This is a genomic window from Cognatishimia sp. F0-27 (genome assembly GCF_020667845.1).
Taxonomy (GTDB): Bacteria; Pseudomonadota; Alphaproteobacteria; order Rhodobacterales; family Rhodobacteraceae; genus JAFMPQ01.
In genome coordinates, this window is the sequence record NZ_JAFMPQ010000013.1 from 94,168 (window position 1) to 111,951 (window position 17,784).

Sequence of the window (17,784 nt, forward strand, 5' to 3'; positions counted from 1 at the left end):
GATGATCGAGTTCCGCCAGATTGACGATGCTGATCCCGTGCTGGCGCACTCACCGATGGTGCGGGCGCTGGAAAAGACTTTCTCCTACATCGCCGATCATGGCGGGATCGGGCTGACGCCGTCGAAGGCCTTCAAGCGCGTGTTCGTGCATTGGGCAGCGCGGGAGTTCGACTGGCCCGGCTATTCCGAGGAAAACCTCTTCGCCATCAACAAGGTGCTGAACGAAATCGACTTTGGCCCGCTGATGGATCTGCACGACGTGATGATCGCGTTGAAGATCGGACGGCACTACAAGGGGCAGTTCAAATTGACCAAGGCGGGCCAGGAACTGGTCGAGCATCCTGGTCGGGCCTTCGGTATCGTCACCCCCTTCTACCTGTTCGAGGTCAATCACGCCCGCTTCTCGCGCTTTGACAACGAGCCGATCCTGGGCAATTGGGACGTGTTCCTGAACGTGTTGAACGTCGAGACCGAGGACGTCGCGACTGGTGCTGACCTGCGACGGGTGCTGTTCGGAGAGCCGGATCCCGCCGGGGGCTTCGACGATGTGCTAAGCAGCCTCTATATCCAGGTGCTTCGGCCCCTTTGCTGGACAGGGTTGCTGCAAGAAACCCGCGCCCTAGACCTGCCTCGGACAAGAGAGAGCATGTTCGCCAAAACGCCGCTATGGAGAGCGGCGCTGCGGCTGGAGACGGATGGGATGGGGCGGGGTACAACAACTAAGCATTAAGGAACCCGTACGTTGCTTTTCGAAAACACCTCCACGCCCCAGGCAAAAAACTTAACCATTGGCTCTGTTACTTGAGAATCTTGTATTTCTCCGATTCTTTACGGTCCACAGTAGCCACTTCGTTTTTTCCCATTCGAAAGGCGTTTTCATAGTCTCTGCCATTGGCCAACGCTTGATAAAATGCGTAGGTGAACTTTGGAGCTGTTAAATCATTTATTGTATCCGTCGAGCCTACCACTACCGGTACGTACCTCGCGCAGGCCTGAGCCACCTCTTCTGTGAAACATGCGTGCAATATCACGCATTCAAGTTTGCCGTATGTGTCTAGAATATCAGCTAAAACGTCGCCATCCAATACAGCGGTAGACCCATCATGTGTCTCAAATACCAGAATGCCACGATCACCATGCCCGCTGAAGTGCAGAATTTTTGGCTCGTGATTCAAAAGGTGTTCTTGAACTTGGTCAAGGCGAACAGCAAACCTTTGCACAACGTTCAAATCACGCCGCCGGTTTGTCAGTTTTCTTAGTTGTTCCTCTAAGAGGGCGGCCTCTTTGTCAGCACGTAACCGGCCTTGGTCATCCGGTGTGGCGTTAAGCACGAGTACCGTTGTTGCATTCTGCATCTTCACCGCCATCAAAATTTTACTGTGTGCTTCATCTGTCGACGCACCAAAGAGCTCGAAAGATGAAGCAGCTTCCCTTGCTTTGATTTCACCGTATAGCGGCATGCGTTCCGCACCAAGCAGAACCCGCTCACGAAATTCGCCACTTCGATCATGAAGACTGAGCGCCATGTCTCTGTAACTTGGAACCGCATCCGAATATCTGGCAAAGTGCTCTGCCAACAAGAGTTGGACACGAGGGCTTTCCTCAGTTTCAAACCAAGACAGGGTGACATCTTGCAGCCCATCATAGAAGCTGTTCAGCAGACCTTTGGACAATCCTTCGCGCGCATCGGCAGAGGGGAGATTGCTGCCCCTAATTATTAGATCCTGTCGCTTCGAAAAGTCACTGAATCTTGATGCTCCAAGCTGTAGCAATTTGGATTGCACGTTTGGAGGTTCAAGCTCAAGCGTATCGAACGATGTACCGAGGTGATCTAACGTCAAGCGTTTATTTTCGATAACCGCCCAAACACTATACTGTCGAACAATATGGTCGTCATGCTGCCCAAGCGCTCTAACAATCTCACCATTTTCGTAGTGCGGATGAAGAAGATGTTGAATGTCACGGTTGATACCAACAACAATAAGCGCAAGTTTCAGAATTTCTTCGTTTGCTGAATCAATATCTATGGACAGCTCCACTTTATCAAGCATCGTTGGAGCAACCGTTTGCATTGCCGCTAGCATTCGTACGGCAGGCAGGATGTTGTTCATTCCTTCCAGAGCTGGGATCTGGCCCTTGTAGAGAAAGCCAAGAGCCGAGATGGCCGCGGCAACGATCTCCGGCTTGTCCTCGTGACGTTTGAGCGCATACTCAACGCTCTGAGCCGTATTCCCCATTGTACCTAGGCGAGCGATTGTGTTCAGCCCCCACCGCACGACCTTCTCATCTCTGCTATTTACAGTGATGCCGGCGATCGCCTGCTCAAACGCGAGACGTGCTTCAGGGGAAAACCGAAGGCCCAAACGATACAGACGGCAAATATCCTGAAGGGCAGTTTTCTGCCTTCGCGGATCACCGCTATCTAGTTCAAACCGAAGAAATGCCGCCTGTTGTGCGGTAAGTATCTGCGTCGCCAACCGAGCCTCGTTTTTTCAAATCTGCGAATCGAGACAATATTCGCCTGCTCCAGGGCTCGAAATCGTCAATATTGTTGTACTGCTCAGCTGCTATCAGCCAATGCGGTTCGTTTATCGACAATCGGCGTGTTGTTGGCTCAAACCAATCCGGGCATTGCCATGTGACGACAATAATTACATCAAGATCGTCGGAATCAGTCTCGACGGCGACCACGCAGTCAATCGTAGGACGAACGGCGCCATCGTTGTCAAATGTAGCAAAGGAGAGGTCCAAGTCTTGGACCAGCACTGATACGGCGCAGTCCTTGACCCCTAGAGGATCATCCGAAAAGAGAGATGCGTCCTCTGAGGCAAGTGCTCCTGGGAAGCCAATAGACCTTTTGTTTGCGAATGCATCACGGTCGTCTCGATATCTTCCAACTCGGTAGGCCAAAAAGCTTTCATGCCGAACCGCGATCGAAAATGTCCAGGCCGAACAATATCCACGCTTCGCCATTTCGTCTGGATGCATATAGGCCAAGGCACCCTCAGCATCTGCCGATTTAAAGAAATCATCGAATTCTTCTACATAATTCTTAAAGCGATCAACAAAGGAACGCCGCACGGCCAAAGCATCTCCCCGCTTTAAATCCCGTGTTCTTCTGCGTGCCGGGAACCTCGTCTTCCACTCTTCGGGAATTTTCGGATCATTAAGGAACTCTACTAGCGCAAACTGGCCCGGTTCTGTTCTGTAGAAAGAAGACGTCTCCCGATGGTGAAGGATATCCTCACTTAGCCGCGCCTGAAGTGTTTTCTGTTGAGTTCGGCCATGGAGATGAGATGGGACAACGCCTGCCTGGTAAGCCATATCAAGAATGGCCCGTGCGCTCATCGGGCGACGGGTAGACTTCAAGACTGCTTCTGCGATTTGTAGATATGAGTCCAAAAGTTCCTCCGCCCTCAGCATGTACCATCACCCGCGCAGTTTCAACGTAAACAGACTTTTCCCAAGGCACGTGCATGCAGCGGACATCTGTTCCTTCGAATTGAGTGATGCTGCCAAGTGGTGGAAGGATCAAGATTCTCGATCCGTAGCCAAGCACGTCACGTACTATCTGACGCCTAGAATTTCGCGCCACTTCGTCAACCTATTGTTTTACCTTGAAATTCCATCCTCATAGCGGCCACCACAGGACAAAACAGCTCCTGAGGTTCGCCCACCATGCCCGACACCAGCGTCATTTTCGCCCCTCCGCCCGAAACGCTCACCACCGATGAGCGGTTGGCTGAACTCGCCCGGATCCTCGCCACGGCCGTGGATCGAACCAACCCACCGACAATAAACGAGAATTCTGCGAACGAGGCAGACAGTTCGCTGGACATCCTCGCCCTTGTTCGCCGTCGTCGTCACCAGCTGCGAACCCGAGTTGGAGAGGACGAATGACAAAAACCAAAACGAAATCAGTAGGAAAGAGAACGGGCCTTGGCCCTGCGCAGGGCCACGCTGTCCTGGCGGACCTGGTCGCGATGAAGGCCATGACCGTGCCGGAACTGCGTGAGAAATGGGCGGCGATCTTTGACGCCCCCGCGCCGAACACCAGCCGTCAGAACCTCGAGCTCCGGCTTGGCTACCGCATCCAGGAACTGGCCCTGGGCGGCATCAACCGCGACGCGCTGCGGACGCTGAACGCTCTGGCGGCCGAGGTGGCTTCCGGCGAACCTGGACAGATGGTGTCCGACCCGCGCCGCCCGATGCCGGGCACCAAGCTCGTCCGCGAATGGAATGGCGTCGAGCACACCGTCACCGTCTTGGCGAAGGGCTTTGAGTGGCAGGGCCGCCGGTACAAATCGCTGTCCGGCGCAGCCCGGGCCATCACCGGCGCAAACTGGAATGGCTGGAAGTTCTTCGGCTTCACCCCGCGCCCGAGGATCAGCAAATGACGCGCCAAACACAGCCGCAACCGCCCCGCCGCCTGCGCTGCGCGATCTACACCCGCAAGTCGAGCGAGGAAGGGCTCGATATGGAGTTCAACAGTCTCGATGCTCAGCGGGAAGCCTGCGAGGCCTATATCGCCAGCCAGAAGGCAGAGGGTTGGGTCTGCCTGCGCGACAAATACAATGACGGTGGCTTCTCCGGCGGCACGCTGGAAAGGCCCGCGCTTAAGGATCTGATCGCGGACATCGAGGACGGGCTGATCGACATCGTCGTCGTCTACAAGATCGACCGGCTCAGCCGCGCGCTGATGGATTTCTCCAAGCTGGTCGAGATCTTCGACAAGCACGGCGTCACCTTCGTCTCCGTCACCCAGTCCTTCAACACCACGACGTCGATGGGGCGGCTGACGCTGAACATCCTGCTCAGCTTTGCCCAATTCGAGCGCGAGGTCATCGGCGAGCGGATCCGCGACAAGGTCGCTGCGTCGCGCAAGAAGGGCATCTGGATGGGCGGGCCGGTGCCGCTTGGGTACAACGTGAAGGACCGCAAGCTGATCGTGGACCCGGCCGAGGCCGAAACCGTGCGGACGATCTTCACCCTCTACGCCCGGTCGAGCTCCACGGCGCAGGTGATCCGCGAGTTGGACGCGCGCGCGATCCTGACCAAGACCGGCAGGCCCTACGACAAGACCTCGCTTCTCAAGACCCTGCACAACAAGGTCTATCGCGGCCTCGCTGTGCACAAGGGCACGGCCTATCCCGGCGAGCACGACGCGATCATCGACGAGCCACTATGGGACGAGGTGCACGATGTGATCGCGAACAACCGCGTCAAGCGGGTTGCCGTTGCCAAGGAACCTTCACCGGCTCTGCTGCGCGGGCTGATCTTCACCGAAACCGGCGTCGCGATGACCCCGCACCACACCAAGAAAGGCACGCGGCGCTATCGCTACTATGTGTCGATGGACGCGATCAAGAAACGGCCCAAGGCCGAGATCCGCGGGCCACAACGGCTGCCCGGCGGCATGGTCGAGGACGCCGTGATCGGCGAAATCCGCCGCCTGCTGCGCACCCCCGAGGTTGCCGCGCGGGTGTCAAGGACCCTGCGCAAGGACCGGCCAGACCTTGGCGAGGAAGCGATCAGCGCGTCGTTGACCCAGTTCGACGAGATGTGGAAGGCGCTGATCCCGGCCGAGCAGGCGCGCGTGGTCAGGCTTCTGGTGGCGCGGATCACCGCCAGCGATGCCGGGCTGGCGGTTGATCTCCGCCATGAGGGCTTGGGCGCGATTGCCGCTCTGATGGCCCCGGCCAAGCCGGAGGTGGCGTGATGGCAGAGCCCGAAACGCTCCGCGTCCACATACCACTCACCATGCGCAATCGCGGCGGCCGCCCTCGCATTCTGCCTCCCAAGGAGATCGAGGTGGCCATGGAACGCGGCCAGGATGCTCGCCTTCTGCGCGCCATCGGCCGAGCATGGGACTGGCGGCGCAGGCTTGAGCGCGGCGACGTCACCACCATTGCCGATCTCGCCAGAGAGGAAGGCATCTCCGACCGCTATGTCAGCCGCGTGATCCGACTGGCATGGCTCTCGCCATCAGTGCTGGAACGGTTGGTCCTGCGGCGCGAGCCCACGGTGCTGTCGATCTTCGACCTTTGCGGCGTGGCGGAGCTGCCATGGGTTGAGCAGCCGGGGCGCGTGTTTGACTGAGGGTCAGTGAAAGCTGGCCTGAAAACTCGTGGCGGTCAGCGACACGTGGGCGTCCAGCGGCGGGCGCAGTTCGAACGCCTTCGGCTCGCGTGCAAAGTGATAGAGCCGCATGAGGCACCAGTCCGCCCGCCGTTCGTCGGCAACAGCCAGCTCGTTCCGCGAAATATGGAATGGTGTGCGTTCCCAGCCGTTGGTCGTCTTCACTTCGATCAGACGGGGCCGACCATCCGGCGCATAACTGGCGATATCATACCCCGCGCCATCGCCATCCTCCTCCGAGACCCATCGCACCTTTGACGCAAGATCAGAGCGCCCGGAGCCAGCCAGCACCGCTTTTTCATGCGCCAGCGCGCGTTCCTCTCCCGCCCGGCCAAGCGCGCGGTTGCGCTCGTCACGCTCCGCCACATCGAATTTGCGGGCGGTGGCGATGGTTTGCTCAAGTTCAGCCGGAGGCGGTTGGTTGCTGAGCGTCGGGGGCGGTCCAATCCAAAGTTGAGCCGCCTCGCGGAGGCCCATCGCGGGCCGGTCCGGAATGCGGGACAGCCAGCCGGGGTTGAGTTCCAGCCAACGCGCCACCGCCTCTTCTAGTGTGCCCTGGTAGTTTTGCGCGGGCTTGTAGCCGGGGATCCAGTCCTCTCCGAGTGCCCGGAGAACCGCGCTGATGTTCTGGTGCTTGAATTCAATCGAACTGCGGTTGCGGTCGATCTGGCTCTGAAGACCGCGATTGTGCGCGGCCTTGTTATAGGACTGGCCAGCAAAGTCCGCAGCCAGCATCGCGAAGTAGTCCGCGACGATCAGGTCGTTCTCTGCATCTGTCCAGGCCCCGTTCGACATGCGGCCAGGCTAGACGCGGGAAAATCATTTGTCATCAGCGGTTTCGGTTGGAGGTTTGGGATGCAAACCCACCCAAGAAATCCGCCGGTTTACGCTGGCATCCCGAGCAACGCGCCTACTGCGTGTTCCGTCTATGTTGCCATCGATATCGTTCGGAACGCGCGTTTGGGTTTTGGCGGGGTTTGGCAGCAAAGCATTGAAAGGTAATAATAAAAGCGGACCGAACCGGAACGGGCGAGGTTCGCCCAAACTGAGACTGAGGGCCATTCTGAGCCCAGCTTCGGCCAGGCGGCGCGGCTAAGAGGTTCGGTCGGTTCCCGCAAGCCCCTTTGACAACACGGAAAAATCCGTGCCCATCAGGGCGGTGTCACTGGTTCGCAATGGGGATAATGGCGGAGAGGAAGGGATTCGAACCCTCGAGACGGTTTCCCGCCTACACACTTTCCAGGCGTGCGCCTTCGACCACTCGGCCACCTCTCCGCCGACCCCTTTAGCGTGACTGGCAGGGGAGCTTCAAGGGGGGCAATGCAGAAAACAGTCGATGATCGGGCCGTGACTTCGGAGATCAGCTTGAGACCTGCTCTCGCAAGATCGACGCGGTTAACGAGACCATGAGATAAATGCCTGCAAAAATCAAAAATGCCAGCACCGTATTCTCGAAGGCTCTCGGATAGCTCGGATCTTCAGACCGAAGCGGCTCGACAGAGGTTGTCAGGTAGCGCGCCTGGCTGTCCGCGTCGCGCCGTGCCTGATCAAGCCGCTCAAGCGCGGTGGACAGCATCATGTCGCGCGTCGCGAGGTCGCCTTCCGCAAGCCGGATCTGAATCGCGATCTCGGCAAGCGAGTCGCCACCCGTCGTCGCGCTTGTCATCTGGCCATTGAGATCTTCAAGCAGCGTTTCAAGCCGCCGGATATCACCCTGCACCCCGTCGACCCGCGATGCGTTGGGGCGCCGATTGTCGAGCAGGGCCTGCAATTGTAGCTGCTTTTCCTGCAATTGCAGTTCAAAGGTATTGATCTGGCTGCGCAGCGCCGCGATGCGTCCCTCGGGATCGATCATCGCGCCTTCCTGTTGCAGTCGAACGACGCGCTCCTGGGCCTCCCGTCGGGCGTCTTCCGCATCGCGCAGACCTTGTTCCGCATCCTCAACCGCGTTTGCGCGTTTGCGCAGGGAGAGATTGTCCACCCGCTCCTCGGCGTAGCCGATCAGCGCGCGGCTGAAATCCGCCGCAGTGTCGGGATCCGCGGCCATGACCTCCATGCGGATTACGCCTTCTGTCGGATCGTAGCCGATTTCGACGTGTCGCTGATACAGGTCGTACGCGGCCTCGTTGGACGGGTTCTCTTCCAGTCGCTGTATCGGGTCGATCCAGTCCTGCGTGAAATGGCTCTTGAAGCCGACATCCGCATCGAGCCGGAGCATCGCGTCCTTGGAGGTGAGGTAGCTCTGTACCGCGATGGCGTCCTGATTGGTGGCGAACTGCGTGCCGGAGAGCAGCCCAAGCCCGCCGCCACCACTGCTTTCTGCCTTGAGAATGAGGAATTCGGACTTGGTGGCATACATCGGGGTTGCCACCGCAAAGAAATAATACCCGGCCAGAATAGTGGGCAGACAGACAAAGACCATAAGCCGCGCGAGCAACAACAGCGACTTGCGCCGCCGCCGTTGGGCCAGCTCCTGCTGGATCTTGCGGATCTCCGCGTTGCGTCGCTCGGCCGGGCTGAGCGTTTCGGTAGAGGGCAGCGTCTCTTTTTGATCCGGTGAAACCGTTTGCGGCAGCTCCGCCTTGGCATTCTTTTTGGCGGGGACGGGCGTTTTGCCCGATGCCTCCTGTGCGGCGACGATTTCGAGCATGTTGGCGCGTTGAAACGGGTCCACACCACGCAGGCGCAACAGGCGCACCGCGTCATAATCCGAGCTTGGTTCCAGACCGTGTTTCTGAGCAACGCGCCGCGCCATGCGAAGCTGACGGCCGGACAGCCCCTCCTGGCGGATCGCGGCGATGTCCGTGGCGGACGCGTCGGGCCGGGGCGGCGCCGGTTTGGCGGCGGGGGTCGGCGCTTTCTGCACAGGCGCGCGGGGCGTTGCCGCGGACTGAGTTTGGGGCGCGGGACGGGCGGTGCCTTGCCCGGCGGGATGGACCGGCGCCCGCTGTTGAGGGGGTGCGGCTTCCGGTGCGGCAGCAGGCGGCGCGGTGCCGGCGCGGGACGCAGCGGCACGCGGCTGTGCGACAGGCTCCGCCGGAGCGGGCGTCACCGGAGGGACGGGGGCCGCAGGGGGCCTCGTTGCCGTCCCCGCGGGAGCGGCGGGATCCGCGCTCCGGATGCGGAATCTCCTAGCTCTGGGTTTCGTAGTCATACAGCGCTTTCGCTTCTTCCAGAGTGTCGAACATGTTGAGCCTTCCGTCCATCAGGACAGCTGCCTTGCGTGCAAATTTCTCAAGGATCTGCGGTTGGTGCGACACGATGATGATCGTGGTCGTGCGAAGGCGATCCGCGAGAATGTCGCCCGCCTTGCGGTTGAATTCCACATCGGTGGAATTCGGCATGCCCTCGTCGATGAGATACATGTCGAAGTCGAGCGCCAGCATCAGCGAAAACGTAAACCGCGCCCGCATGCCGGAAGAATAGGTGCCGATTGGCTGGTCGAAATACTCTTCCAGCCCGCACAGCCATCGACAAAAACTTTCCACATAGTCGGGGTCGAGCCCGTAGAGGCGCGCGATATAGCGCGCATTCTCGCGTGCGGAAATCTTGGAGACGACCCCGCCCATATAGCCAAGTGGAAAGGAAATCTTGCAGCCCCGGCGCACTTCGCCCTCGTCGGGTTTCTCCAACCCGGCCATCATCTTGATGAGGGTGGTCTTGCCGGTTCCATTCGGGGCCAGAATGCCGAGCGACTCGCCAAGCTCCACGCGGAACGACACGCGATCAAGGATGACCTTGCGCTGCACGCCTGTCCAGAAGGACTTGCTGACCATGTCGAACTCAAGCATCGCTCATGCCTTGGCTGCTTTCGTCGGCACCGAACCGGGATGGATCGGGCCCCGTTTCACGGGGTATGCGGCCTGCCTAACGGCTGATCTGGGCCACATTATGACCCCGGTTCGAATCAAAAACAACGCGGGCCGTGCCGGGAAGGCCCGCGGGGAGGTTGGATGGCGAGGCCGTGTATTATGGCGCGCAAAAGGTTTAGAATTCGTTTGGGCAGCCATGGCGTGCCAGCGCTCCGGTCGTGTCGCGGCGCCGCCCCATGCTCCGGGTGACTGGCGGCCGGCGTGGGACGGATCGCGATCCGGGGTGAAAAATGCACGGTTCTTGACTGCCCAAACCGCATGGGCGCGCTACACCCATCAGGGATGGAGAAACTGAAACAGGACTTGCGCGGTTGCCGGATCTGCGCGGAACGCTTCGCGGCCACGGCGACGCGGCACCACCCGCGACCGGTGGTCTGGTTCCGGCCCGGCGTGCGGCTCATCATTGCCAGCCAGGCACCGGGCCTGCGCGCACATCACGCAAAGGAGCCGTTTCGTGACCCGTCCGGGACCCGTTTGCGGGACTGGATGGGCGTGAGCGAAGAACAATTCTATGACCAGACGCGCATTGGGATCGTGCCGATGGGCTTTTGCTTTCCCGGCTATGACGCGCAGGGGGCCGACCTGCCGCCGCCTGCGGTCTGTCGCAACACGTGGCATGCACAGATCTTTGATGCCATGGGCGCGGTGCCGCTCAAGCTCGTGATCGGCGGGTACGCACAGCGCTATCACCTTGGCACGCGTGCCGGCGTGACCGAGACGGTGCAAGCGTGGCGCGACCATCTGCCGGGGGCAATCCCCTTGCCCCATCCATCCTGGCGCAATACGGCTTGGCTCAAACGCAATCCGTGGTTCGAGAATGAGCTTCTGCCCGTTCTCAAGACCCGGGTGAGAGAGGTGCTCGATGGCTGAAACGCCCCTTGATGCCGCCCATGCGGCAATGGACGCCAACCCCGGCGACGATGCGGCACGGCTGCGCTTTTACGAGCGTCTGGCAGAATCCGAACTGGTGCTGATGCTGTCCGAGGAACCAAAGGGAGATGCGCTGTCGCCGGAGATCTTCGATCTCGGAGATGCGCGCTTCGTGCTGGTTTTCGACCGCGAGGAACGGCTGGCGCAATTCGCCGGGAAACCGGTGCCATACGCGGCCCTGTCGGGGCGGGCGCTGGCGCGCTTGGCCGCGGAGCAGGCGATCGGGCTTGCGGTCAATCCGGAGGTCGCGCCGTCCTCGATCCTGTTGCCGCCGGAGGCGCTTGCATGGCTTGTGAGCACGCTGGAACAGGATCCCCAGGAAGCCGATGTCCGCGTCGAGACGCTCGGCGCGCCGGGCGATTTGCCCGATACGCTTCTGGGCGCTCTGGACCGCAAGCTGGCTGCGATGGCCGGGCTTGCGCGCAAGGCCTATCTGGCGAGCGTGACCTATTCCGACGGGACGCGCGGGCATCTGCTTGGGATTACGGGCGCGGTGGACGGCGCGGAACCGGCGCTGGCGCGGGCCATCCAGGAAGCGCTGGTGTTTTCCGGGCTTGAGGCGGGCGCACTGGACGTGACCTTTCTGGGCGATGCGGATCCGCGCGCCGCGGAGCTTGCGCGGGTCGCCTTGCGTTTTGATCTGCCGGAGCCGCCGAAGGTGGCGCGGCAGGTCATGCAGCCTCCGGGATCGGATCCGGAAAAGCCGCCCATTCTGAAGTAGAGGGTGCGCGGGGTCTATGGGATGAGGCCAAGCTCCGCGCGCAACGTCGGCAGGGTGTCTGCCGGTGCGGGTGTGGCCTCCCAGACGGCACGGGCGATGGCGCGTGCGAGGCACAGGCTGGCCGCATGACCGATCCAGGCCAGTTCGAGATCCGGCGCGGACAGGGGTTTCTCGCCGGTTGCGGCAGCAAAGACGAGGTCGCCATCCATCGGCGTGTGGGCAGGCTGGATGGCGCGGGCGATGCCGTCATGGGCTGCAACCGCCATACGGTGGCACTGGGCCTTGTCGAGCGACGCATCGGTGGCGACGATGGCAATTGTCGTGTTGCCCTGCCGGGCCATCGCGGCGGCCTTGCGGCTTGCCGGTAGCGGTTGGAAACCGCGCGCGGGATCAGGGCCAAGATCGCCGAATTCGCCATGGAATTCCGCGTTCTGTGCCCAGAAATGCCGGCCCGAGGGGGTGGTGACGGAGCCCAGAGGATTGGGGGCGACGAGCGCGCCCACGGTGATCCCGCCTTCGAGCACAAGCGAGGCCGACCCAAGTCCGCCCTTGTGCATGGCCGTCTGTGCTCCGGTGCCGGCGCCGACGGTCCCGAGCGCGAAGTCCCGCGCGGCACTGCCGTAGGCGGTGCGGCCAAGGGCGGGGTAGGGATTCAGCTCCCAGTTCTTGTCGCCGCCATTCAGCAGATCAAACAGGATCGCGGCCGAGACCAGCGGCACCCGCGCGGCATGCACGGCAAAGCCGCGGCCATCCTCGTGCAGCGCATCCATGACACCCTGGGCCGCGGCGAGGCCAAAGGCGCTGCCGCCGGACAGAACCAGCGCATCGACGCCCGGCGCAGTCTTGTCGGGCGCGAGCAGGTCGGTTTCCCGCGTGCCGGGCGCACCGCCCTGAACCGCGACGGAGGCGGTAAAGGGCGCGTCGGCGGTGAGCACGGTCACACCGGATTTGAGGGCGGCGTCGGCGGCATTGCCGACGCGCAGGCCGGCGATGTCGGTGATCAGGTTGCGGGGTCCGGGGATCATGGAAACAGGCTGTTTTGAAGGATGCACATGCCATGCACAATCCATGCACATTCCATGCGCATCAAGTGCGGAGACGCCGCAGCCGCGCGCATCGCGTCAATGGCGGTTTCGAGCGGAGGGGCGGAGACCTTGGGGGGCGCTGCCCCCAGCCCTCGCAGGCGAGGGCTTCCCCCGGAGTATTTCGGGACAGAAGAAAGGGGGCGCGGCTGCGGTGGAGAAGATGGGCCGGGGGCGGCTGTGGCGCGGTGTTGGGGGCGCTGCCCCCAGCCCTCGCAGGCGAGGGCTTCCCCCGGAGTATTTCGGGACAGAAGAAGGAGGGGCGTGGCTGCGGCGCAGAGGATGGGCCGAGGGCGGCTGTGGTGCGGTATTGGGGGCGCTGCCCCCGTCACAGCAAAGCTGTGCCTCCCCCGGAGTATTTCCGGACAGAAGAAGGGAGGATGGGGCGCTGTTGAAGAGGCGCGCCGGAGCCGCCGTGTCGGAGTTCAGATGCAGCGGCCGCCGTCGACCTCCATGCAGACGCCGGTGACCATGCTCGCTTCGTCCGAGCACAGATAGAGCGCGGCATTGGCCAGGTCTTCCGGCGTCGAGAAACGGCCGAGCGGGATGGTTGCAAGGAATTTTGCGCGGATTTCAGGCGTGTCCTCACCCATGAAGCTTTTGAGCAGCGGTGTTTCTCCGGCCACGGGGTTGAGCGCGTTGACCCGGATCCCGTCCGGGGCAAGCTCCACCGCCATGGCGCGGGTGGCCGTGATCATCCAGCCCTTGGAGGCGTTGTACCAGTTGAGACGCGGGCGCGGCGACACGCCGGCGGTTGACGCGATGTTGAGAATCGCGCCCGTCTTGCGGGCCTTGAGATGCGGCACCAATGCCTGCGCGGTCAGGTAGACCGATTTGCAGTTCACCGCAAAAACCCGGTCGAAATCCTCCTCGGTCACGGTTTCCAGCGGGGCGGGCAGATGGGTGACCCCGGCATTGTTCACCAGGATGTCCACATGGCCCATGGTCTCGATGGCGCGCGCGACCATCGCCGTGACATCGGCACGGTCCGAGACATCGGCGGCATGCGGCACGCCGCCGATCGCGGCGCTGGCGGCCTTCACGGCGTCAGCGTTGACATCGACCAGAAGCACCTCGGCGCCCTCGGCACAAAAGCGGGTGGCGATGCCGCGACCGAAGCCGCTTGCGGCGCCGGTGACGATGGCGGTCTTGCCGGAAAGGCGCATGGAGGATCCTCAGGTGTCGGTTGGGCCGCGGGTCTCATCGGGAAGCGGCGCGTCGGAAGGGGTGGTGGTGTTTGGTGCGGCGCCCGCGGCGGGCATGGCGGCGGTTGGCACGGCGGCGGGGGACCCCGACTGGCGGGCGCGCAGGGCGCGCAGCGTCACCACCCGCGCGCGCCACACCGTCGCCAATGCGAAGGCAACACCGATGATGGCGCCGAGGAAGGCGCCCTCGTGCATCAGCGCCGCGCGCAGGAAACCGTCCGTGTCGCTGATGCCCTCGGGGATCGGCAGATGGCTGGCATAGCCCGGCGCGATCATGCCGAGCACCAGCCCGATCATCGCGCCGCCCAAAGCCCAGAGCAGCGTCACGGCCCCGGCGAAGACCCCCACCGGCACCAGGCTGCGCCGGGGCAGCAGCAGCGCCGCGGCGCCAAAGACCGGCACCCCCATCAGCGCGCCCATCCACCAGCCGGACCGCCAGCCCACGAGGGCGGCGGCAAGCCGCTCGTTGGTGTCGGCAGAGATGCCGGAACGCGGAAAGGCGACATCATGGAAATAGCTTGCCCCGACCGAAAAGCTGAGCTGGTTGTGCGCGGCCCCGAGCAAACCGGTGATCACCGCGCCTGCTGCTACCAGCAGACCGAAGAGCACCGGTTTGGAGAATTTAGCCATGATGGGTTGCCACCGTTTTGAGACTCGTCATGCCGTAGAGCGCCTCGAAGCCCTTTTCGCGCCCGTGCCCGGAGAGGCCGCGCCCCCCAAAGGGCAATTCCACGCCGCCGCCCGCCCCGTAATTGTTCACGAAAACCTGCCCGGTTGACAGCTTTTTCGCCAAACGCATCTGGCGCCCCCCGTTTTCCGTCCACAGCGCCGCTACCAGACCATAGCGCGTGGCGTTGGCGATGGCGATGGCCTCGTCCTCGTCGTGGAACGGGATCAGGCATTGCACGGGTCCAAATATCTCGTCTTGTGCAAGCCGATGCGTGGAGGGCACGGGGCCAAGCAGGGTGGGCGCGCTGTAATATCCGCCGGGCGGCAGGTCCTTTGGCACAGGCGTTTGCGCCAGAACCGGCAGGGCATCGCCGTCGTGCAGGAAGGCCGCGACCCGATCACGCTGGCGGGCATTGATGAGCGGGCCGATATCGGGGTCGGTTTCGGCGGGACCGATGGTCTTGGCGCGATAGGCTTCGGCCATGCGGTCTGCGACCGTGTCGAAGATCGTGTCGTGGATCAGGATGCGGGACGCCGCGGAGCAGGTCTGGCCTGCGTTCTGCAGCCCGGCATTGACGAGAAAGGGCAGGGCGCGGTCGAGATCGGCATCGTCGAACACGAGCTGCGGGGACTTGCCGCCCAGCTCCAGCGTCACGGGCACGACATTGGCGGCGGCAGCGGCCTGAACGGCGGCACCGGTGGCGACAGAGCCGGTGAAGCTGATGTGATGAATGCCGGGATGGGCGGCGAGCGCAGCGCCGGCTTCCGCACCGAGCCCGGGCACCACGTTGAGCGCACCGGGGGGAAGGCCGGCTTCCTGCGCGAGATGGGCAAAGAGCAGCGCGGTCAGACAGGCATCCTCTGCGGGCTTGAGCACGCAGGCATTGCCCGCCGCAAGGGCCGCGCCAACCGAGCGGCCGATGATCTGCATCGGGTAGTTCCACGGCACGATATGGCCGGTCACCCCATGGGGTTCGCGCAAGGTGTAGACGGTGTACCCGCTTTGATAGGGGATGGTCTCGCCCATCAGCTTGTCGGCGGCGCCGCCGTAGAATTCGCAATAGCGCGCAAGCGCGATGGCATCGGCGCGCGCCTGCGTGCGGGGTTTGCCCACATCGCGGGCCTCGAGCGTGGTGAGCAGGTCCGCATGCGCGAGCACAAGCGCACCAAGGCGGGAAAGAATGCGGCCGCGCTCCAGTGCCGTCATCGCGCCCCAGGGGCCCTGCATGGCGGCGGTGGCGGCCTCTACCGCGGCGTCGATCTCCGGCGCGCCACCGCGGGCGATCCTGCCGATCGTGGCCCCGGTTGACGGGTCATTGAGCGGCAATGTGTCCGGCGCGGCCTGCCAGTGCCCGGCAATCAGCATCCGGGCCGGGTCGAAGGGCAAGGGGGGCAGGGGGTCTTGCCCATGCGCGGCGGTGTTCGGGGAAGACATGAGCGGCTCCGTGATGAGGTCAGGGGGAGGAGGGGGCGGGGCCGGACGGGTCGGCGTGAGGGCTGTCTGCCCGGCGTTGGCCATCGGACGCATCGGATCCGTTTTGCGGGTCCGGGGTTGCTGGCGCGGTCGTCTCCGGGGGCAGTGTCGGGGCGGCGGCGATAAGCGCGCGGGTATAGGGGTGCTGCGGGTTGGTGAAAACGGTTTCGGTATCGCCGGATTCCACGATTGTCCCGGCGCGCATCACCAGCACGCGGTCGGTGATCGAGCGCACCACGCTGAGATCGTGTGAGATGAAGAGATAGGTCAGGCCGCGGCTGCGGCTGAGAGCGGCCATCAGGTCGAGGATCTGAGCGCGCACGCGCACGTCCAGCGCCGAGACCGCCTCGTCGAACAGGATCAGGTCGGGCTCGATGATCAGCGCGCGGGCGATGGCGATGCGCTGGCGCTGTCCGCCGGAGAAGGCGTGGATGTATTTGCCCGCGTCCTCGGGTTTGAGGCCAACGGCGGTGAGGGCCTCAGCGATGCGCGCCGCGCGTTCCGGTGGCGTGGGTTTCGTTTCGAGCAGGTGGAACGGCTCCGAGATCAGCCGGTCGACGCGGTGGCGCGGGTTGAAGCTGGCATAGGGATCCTGGAACACGACCTGCATGCGGCGGCGCACGGCGAGATTGGGATGCCCGTCGGTCCAGACCGGCGCGCCGCCGAGGGTGATCGTGCCGGCCTGAACCGGTTCGAGCCCGAGGATCGCGCGGGTCAGGGTGGATTTGCCGCACCCGCTTTCCCCGACGAGTCCGACCCGTTCGCCCGCGTGGATGGTGAAGCTGACATCGGCAACCGCGCGGAAACTGGCGCGCGGGGCAAAGAGCCTTGTGCGCGGCAACAGGTAGTCGCGGCTGACGTTTTCGAGGGTCAGAAGCGGGGAGCCCGGTGTGACGGCGGGCAGGTCGGCGCGGTGGCGCGAGGCGTCGAACAGCGCGCGGGTATAGGGGTGTTTGCGGTGTGCGAAGAGCGTCCGGGTGGGCCCGGTTTCGACGATTTCGCCCTTGTTCATGACCGCGATCCGGTCGGCCATGTCGGAGACCACGGCGAGGTCGTGGGTGATCATCATCAGCCCCATGCCCTCTTCGCGCACCAAGGCCTTGAGCAGGTCGAGGATCTGGGCCTGCGTGGTCACGTCGAGCGCGGTGGTGGGTTCATCGGCGATCAGCAATGCGGGGCGCAGGGCGATGGCCATGGCGATCACCACCCGCTGGCGCTGCCCGCCGGAGAGCTCATGCGGGTAGCGGTCCGGCGGCACGCGGTCGGGCGGCAGGCCGACGCGCGCGAGCACCTCGGCGGCCCGCTCCTCCGCCCGGACGGGCGGCGTCGCTCCGGGCGCGCCGGTCCGGGCATGGATCTCGATGGTTTCGGCCACCTGCCGTCCGATGGTCTGGACCGGGTTCAGCGCGGTCATCGGTTCCTGAAAGATCATGCCGATGGCGCGGCCGCGGATGTCGCAGAGGCGGTTTTCCGAGAGCTGCAGGATGTCAGTCTCGCCGAGCAGGATGCGGCCAGTCGTTTCCGTGCCGTCCGGGGTCAGCCCGATGGTGGCAAACGCGGTCATGGACTTGCCGGAGCCGCTTTCGCCGGTCAGGGCGAGGATTTCGCCCGGACCGATGGACAGGGACACATCGCGCAGGATCGGCTTGCCCCGGATGGACAGTGACAGCGCGTCGATGGTGAGAAGCGGGGG

17 protein-coding genes and 1 tRNA gene are annotated in these 17,784 nt (G+C 63.0%); 7 read left to right on the forward strand and 11 right to left on the reverse strand.

Annotation, left to right across the window (positions count from 1 at the left end; genetic code table 11):
* Position 1 precedes the first annotated feature (1 nt).
* Entirely contained in the window at positions 2–730 is a 729-nt protein-coding gene (locus tag J1C49_RS09220) for a hypothetical protein (RefSeq protein WP_227445527.1), read from the forward strand.
* A 67-nt stretch (positions 731–797) separates the two neighbouring features.
* Here J1C49_RS09220 and J1C49_RS09225 read toward each other — a convergent pair whose 3' ends face one another.
* The gene (locus J1C49_RS09225) at positions 798–2,477 is read right to left on the reverse strand and encodes a CHAT domain-containing protein (protein WP_227445528.1); all 1,680 of its coding nucleotides are present in this window, start codon (positions 2,475–2,477) and stop codon (positions 798–800) included.
* Entirely contained in the window at positions 2,428–3,423 is a 996-nt protein-coding gene (locus tag J1C49_RS09230) for an HTH domain-containing protein (RefSeq protein WP_227445529.1), read from the reverse strand. The genes J1C49_RS09225 and J1C49_RS09230 overlap by 50 nt, the downstream gene beginning before the upstream one ends.
* A 255-nt stretch (positions 3,424–3,678) precedes the next feature.
* Between J1C49_RS09230 and J1C49_RS09235 the strand changes: the two genes are divergently transcribed.
* Genes J1C49_RS09235 through J1C49_RS09250 form a run of 4 tightly spaced genes read left to right on the forward strand, consistent with a single transcriptional unit; the run spans position 3,679 to position 6,099 of the window.
* Positions 3,679–3,900, forward strand: a complete 222-nt coding sequence (locus J1C49_RS09235) for a hypothetical protein (RefSeq protein ID WP_227445530.1) — start codon at positions 3,679–3,681, stop codon at positions 3,898–3,900.
* Positions 3,897–4,397: a DUF2924 domain-containing protein gene (locus J1C49_RS09240; RefSeq protein ID WP_370639388.1), complete on the forward strand. Its 501-nt coding sequence runs from the start codon at positions 3,897–3,899 to the stop codon at positions 4,395–4,397. The genes J1C49_RS09235 and J1C49_RS09240 overlap by 4 nt, the downstream gene beginning before the upstream one ends.
* Complete coding sequence (locus J1C49_RS09245) at positions 4,394–5,719, forward strand: recombinase family protein (RefSeq protein ID WP_227445531.1); 1,326 nt, start codon at positions 4,394–4,396, stop codon at positions 5,717–5,719. Before J1C49_RS09240 ends, J1C49_RS09245 begins: the two co-directional genes overlap by 4 nt.
* Positions 5,719–6,099 (forward strand): hypothetical protein, encoded by a 381-nt coding sequence (locus tag J1C49_RS09250; RefSeq protein ID WP_227445532.1) that lies wholly within the window; start codon positions 5,719–5,721, stop codon positions 6,097–6,099. Before J1C49_RS09245 ends, J1C49_RS09250 begins: the two co-directional genes overlap by 1 nt.
* 3 nt (positions 6,100–6,102) lie before the next feature.
* Here J1C49_RS09250 and J1C49_RS09255 read toward each other — a convergent pair whose 3' ends face one another.
* The 4 genes from J1C49_RS09255 to J1C49_RS09270 all read right to left on the reverse strand — a co-directional run bounded on the left by J1C49_RS09255 (position 6,103) and on the right by J1C49_RS09270 (position 9,929).
* The gene (locus J1C49_RS09255) at positions 6,103–6,933 is read right to left on the reverse strand and encodes a DUF3883 domain-containing protein (protein ID WP_227445533.1); all 831 of its coding nucleotides are present in this window, start codon (positions 6,931–6,933) and stop codon (positions 6,103–6,105) included.
* A gap of 390 nt (positions 6,934–7,323) precedes the next feature.
* Positions 7,324–7,413 (reverse strand) — tRNA-Ser (locus tag J1C49_RS09260).
* 85 nt (positions 7,414–7,498) lie between these two features.
* Positions 7,499–9,292 (reverse strand): capsule biosynthesis protein, encoded by a 1,794-nt coding sequence (locus J1C49_RS09265; RefSeq protein ID WP_227445534.1) that lies wholly within the window; start codon positions 9,290–9,292, stop codon positions 7,499–7,501.
* On the reverse strand, positions 9,270–9,929 hold the full coding sequence (locus tag J1C49_RS09270; protein ID WP_227445535.1) for an ABC transporter ATP-binding protein: 660 nt from the start codon (positions 9,927–9,929) through the stop codon (positions 9,270–9,272). The genes J1C49_RS09265 and J1C49_RS09270 overlap by 23 nt, the downstream gene beginning before the upstream one ends.
* Before the next feature lie 363 nt (positions 9,930–10,292).
* Here J1C49_RS09270 and J1C49_RS09275 point away from each other — a divergent pair, with 363 nt between their 5' ends.
* Positions 10,293–10,880 (forward strand): uracil-DNA glycosylase family protein, encoded by a 588-nt coding sequence (locus J1C49_RS09275; RefSeq protein ID WP_227445536.1) that lies wholly within the window; start codon positions 10,293–10,295, stop codon positions 10,878–10,880.
* Complete coding sequence (locus tag J1C49_RS09280; protein WP_227445537.1) at positions 10,873–11,661, forward strand: SseB family protein; 789 nt, start codon at positions 10,873–10,875, stop codon at positions 11,659–11,661. Before J1C49_RS09275 ends, J1C49_RS09280 begins: the two co-directional genes overlap by 8 nt.
* A 14-nt stretch (positions 11,662–11,675) precedes the next feature.
* On the opposite strand, the gene J1C49_RS09285 is transcribed toward J1C49_RS09280, so the two are convergent.
* From J1C49_RS09285 to J1C49_RS09305, 5 genes are all read right to left on the reverse strand, one after another.
* Complete coding sequence (locus J1C49_RS09285; protein ID WP_227445538.1) at positions 11,676–12,686, reverse strand: P1 family peptidase; 1,011 nt, start codon at positions 12,684–12,686, stop codon at positions 11,676–11,678.
* A 482-nt stretch (positions 12,687–13,168) separates the two neighbouring features.
* Positions 13,169–13,909, reverse strand: a complete 741-nt coding sequence (locus tag J1C49_RS09290) for an SDR family oxidoreductase (RefSeq protein WP_227445539.1) — start codon at positions 13,907–13,909, stop codon at positions 13,169–13,171.
* Positions 13,910–13,918: 9 nt separating this feature from the next.
* Positions 13,919–14,578 (reverse strand): hypothetical protein, encoded by a 660-nt coding sequence (locus tag J1C49_RS09295; protein ID WP_227445540.1) that lies wholly within the window; start codon positions 14,576–14,578, stop codon positions 13,919–13,921.
* The gene (locus tag J1C49_RS09300) at positions 14,571–16,052 is read right to left on the reverse strand and encodes an aldehyde dehydrogenase family protein (protein ID WP_370639389.1); all 1,482 of its coding nucleotides are present in this window, start codon (positions 16,050–16,052) and stop codon (positions 14,571–14,573) included. The genes J1C49_RS09295 and J1C49_RS09300 overlap by 8 nt, the downstream gene beginning before the upstream one ends.
* Positions 16,053–16,071: 19 nt before the next feature.
* Positions 16,072–17,784 (reverse strand): ABC transporter ATP-binding protein (locus J1C49_RS09305; protein ID WP_227445541.1); only part of this gene is annotated, 1,713 nt, incomplete at its 5' end.

What these genes read in the sequence shown, in the direction of transcription:
- J1C49_RS09220 (WP_227445527.1), top strand. Translation starts at nt 2, where the DNA reads ATGATCGAGTTCCGCCAGATTGACGATGCTGATCCCGTGCTGGCGCAC.
- J1C49_RS09230 (WP_227445529.1), bottom strand. Translation starts at nt 3,423, where the DNA reads ATGCTGAGGGCGGAGGAACTTTTGGACTCATATCTACAAATCGCAGAA.
- J1C49_RS09235 (WP_227445530.1), top strand. Translation starts at nt 3,679, where the DNA reads ATGCCCGACACCAGCGTCATTTTCGCCCCTCCGCCCGAAACGCTCACC.
- J1C49_RS09240 (WP_370639388.1), top strand. Translation starts at nt 3,897, where the DNA reads ATGACAAAAACCAAAACGAAATCAGTAGGAAAGAGAACGGGCCTTGGC.
- J1C49_RS09245 (WP_227445531.1), top strand. Translation starts at nt 4,394, where the DNA reads ATGACGCGCCAAACACAGCCGCAACCGCCCCGCCGCCTGCGCTGCGCG.
- J1C49_RS09250 (WP_227445532.1), top strand. Translation starts at nt 5,719, where the DNA reads ATGGCAGAGCCCGAAACGCTCCGCGTCCACATACCACTCACCATGCGC.
- J1C49_RS09255 (WP_227445533.1), bottom strand. Translation starts at nt 6,933, where the DNA reads ATGTCGAACGGGGCCTGGACAGATGCAGAGAACGACCTGATCGTCGCG.
- J1C49_RS09265 (WP_227445534.1), bottom strand. Translation starts at nt 9,292, where the DNA reads ATGACTACGAAACCCAGAGCTAGGAGATTCCGCATCCGGAGCGCGGAT.
- J1C49_RS09270 (WP_227445535.1), bottom strand. Translation starts at nt 9,929, where the DNA reads ATGCTTGAGTTCGACATGGTCAGCAAGTCCTTCTGGACAGGCGTGCAG.
- J1C49_RS09275 (WP_227445536.1), top strand. Translation starts at nt 10,293, where the DNA reads ATGGAGAAACTGAAACAGGACTTGCGCGGTTGCCGGATCTGCGCGGAA.
- J1C49_RS09280 (WP_227445537.1), top strand. Translation starts at nt 10,873, where the DNA reads ATGGCTGAAACGCCCCTTGATGCCGCCCATGCGGCAATGGACGCCAAC.
- J1C49_RS09285 (WP_227445538.1), bottom strand. Translation starts at nt 12,686, where the DNA reads ATGATCCCCGGACCCCGCAACCTGATCACCGACATCGCCGGCCTGCGC.
- J1C49_RS09290 (WP_227445539.1), bottom strand. Translation starts at nt 13,909, where the DNA reads ATGCGCCTTTCCGGCAAGACCGCCATCGTCACCGGCGCCGCAAGCGGC.
- J1C49_RS09295 (WP_227445540.1), bottom strand. Translation starts at nt 14,578, where the DNA reads ATGGCTAAATTCTCCAAACCGGTGCTCTTCGGTCTGCTGGTAGCAGCA.
- J1C49_RS09300 (WP_370639389.1), bottom strand. Translation starts at nt 16,052, where the DNA reads ATGTCTTCCCCGAACACCGCCGCGCATGGGCAAGACCCCCTGCCCCCC.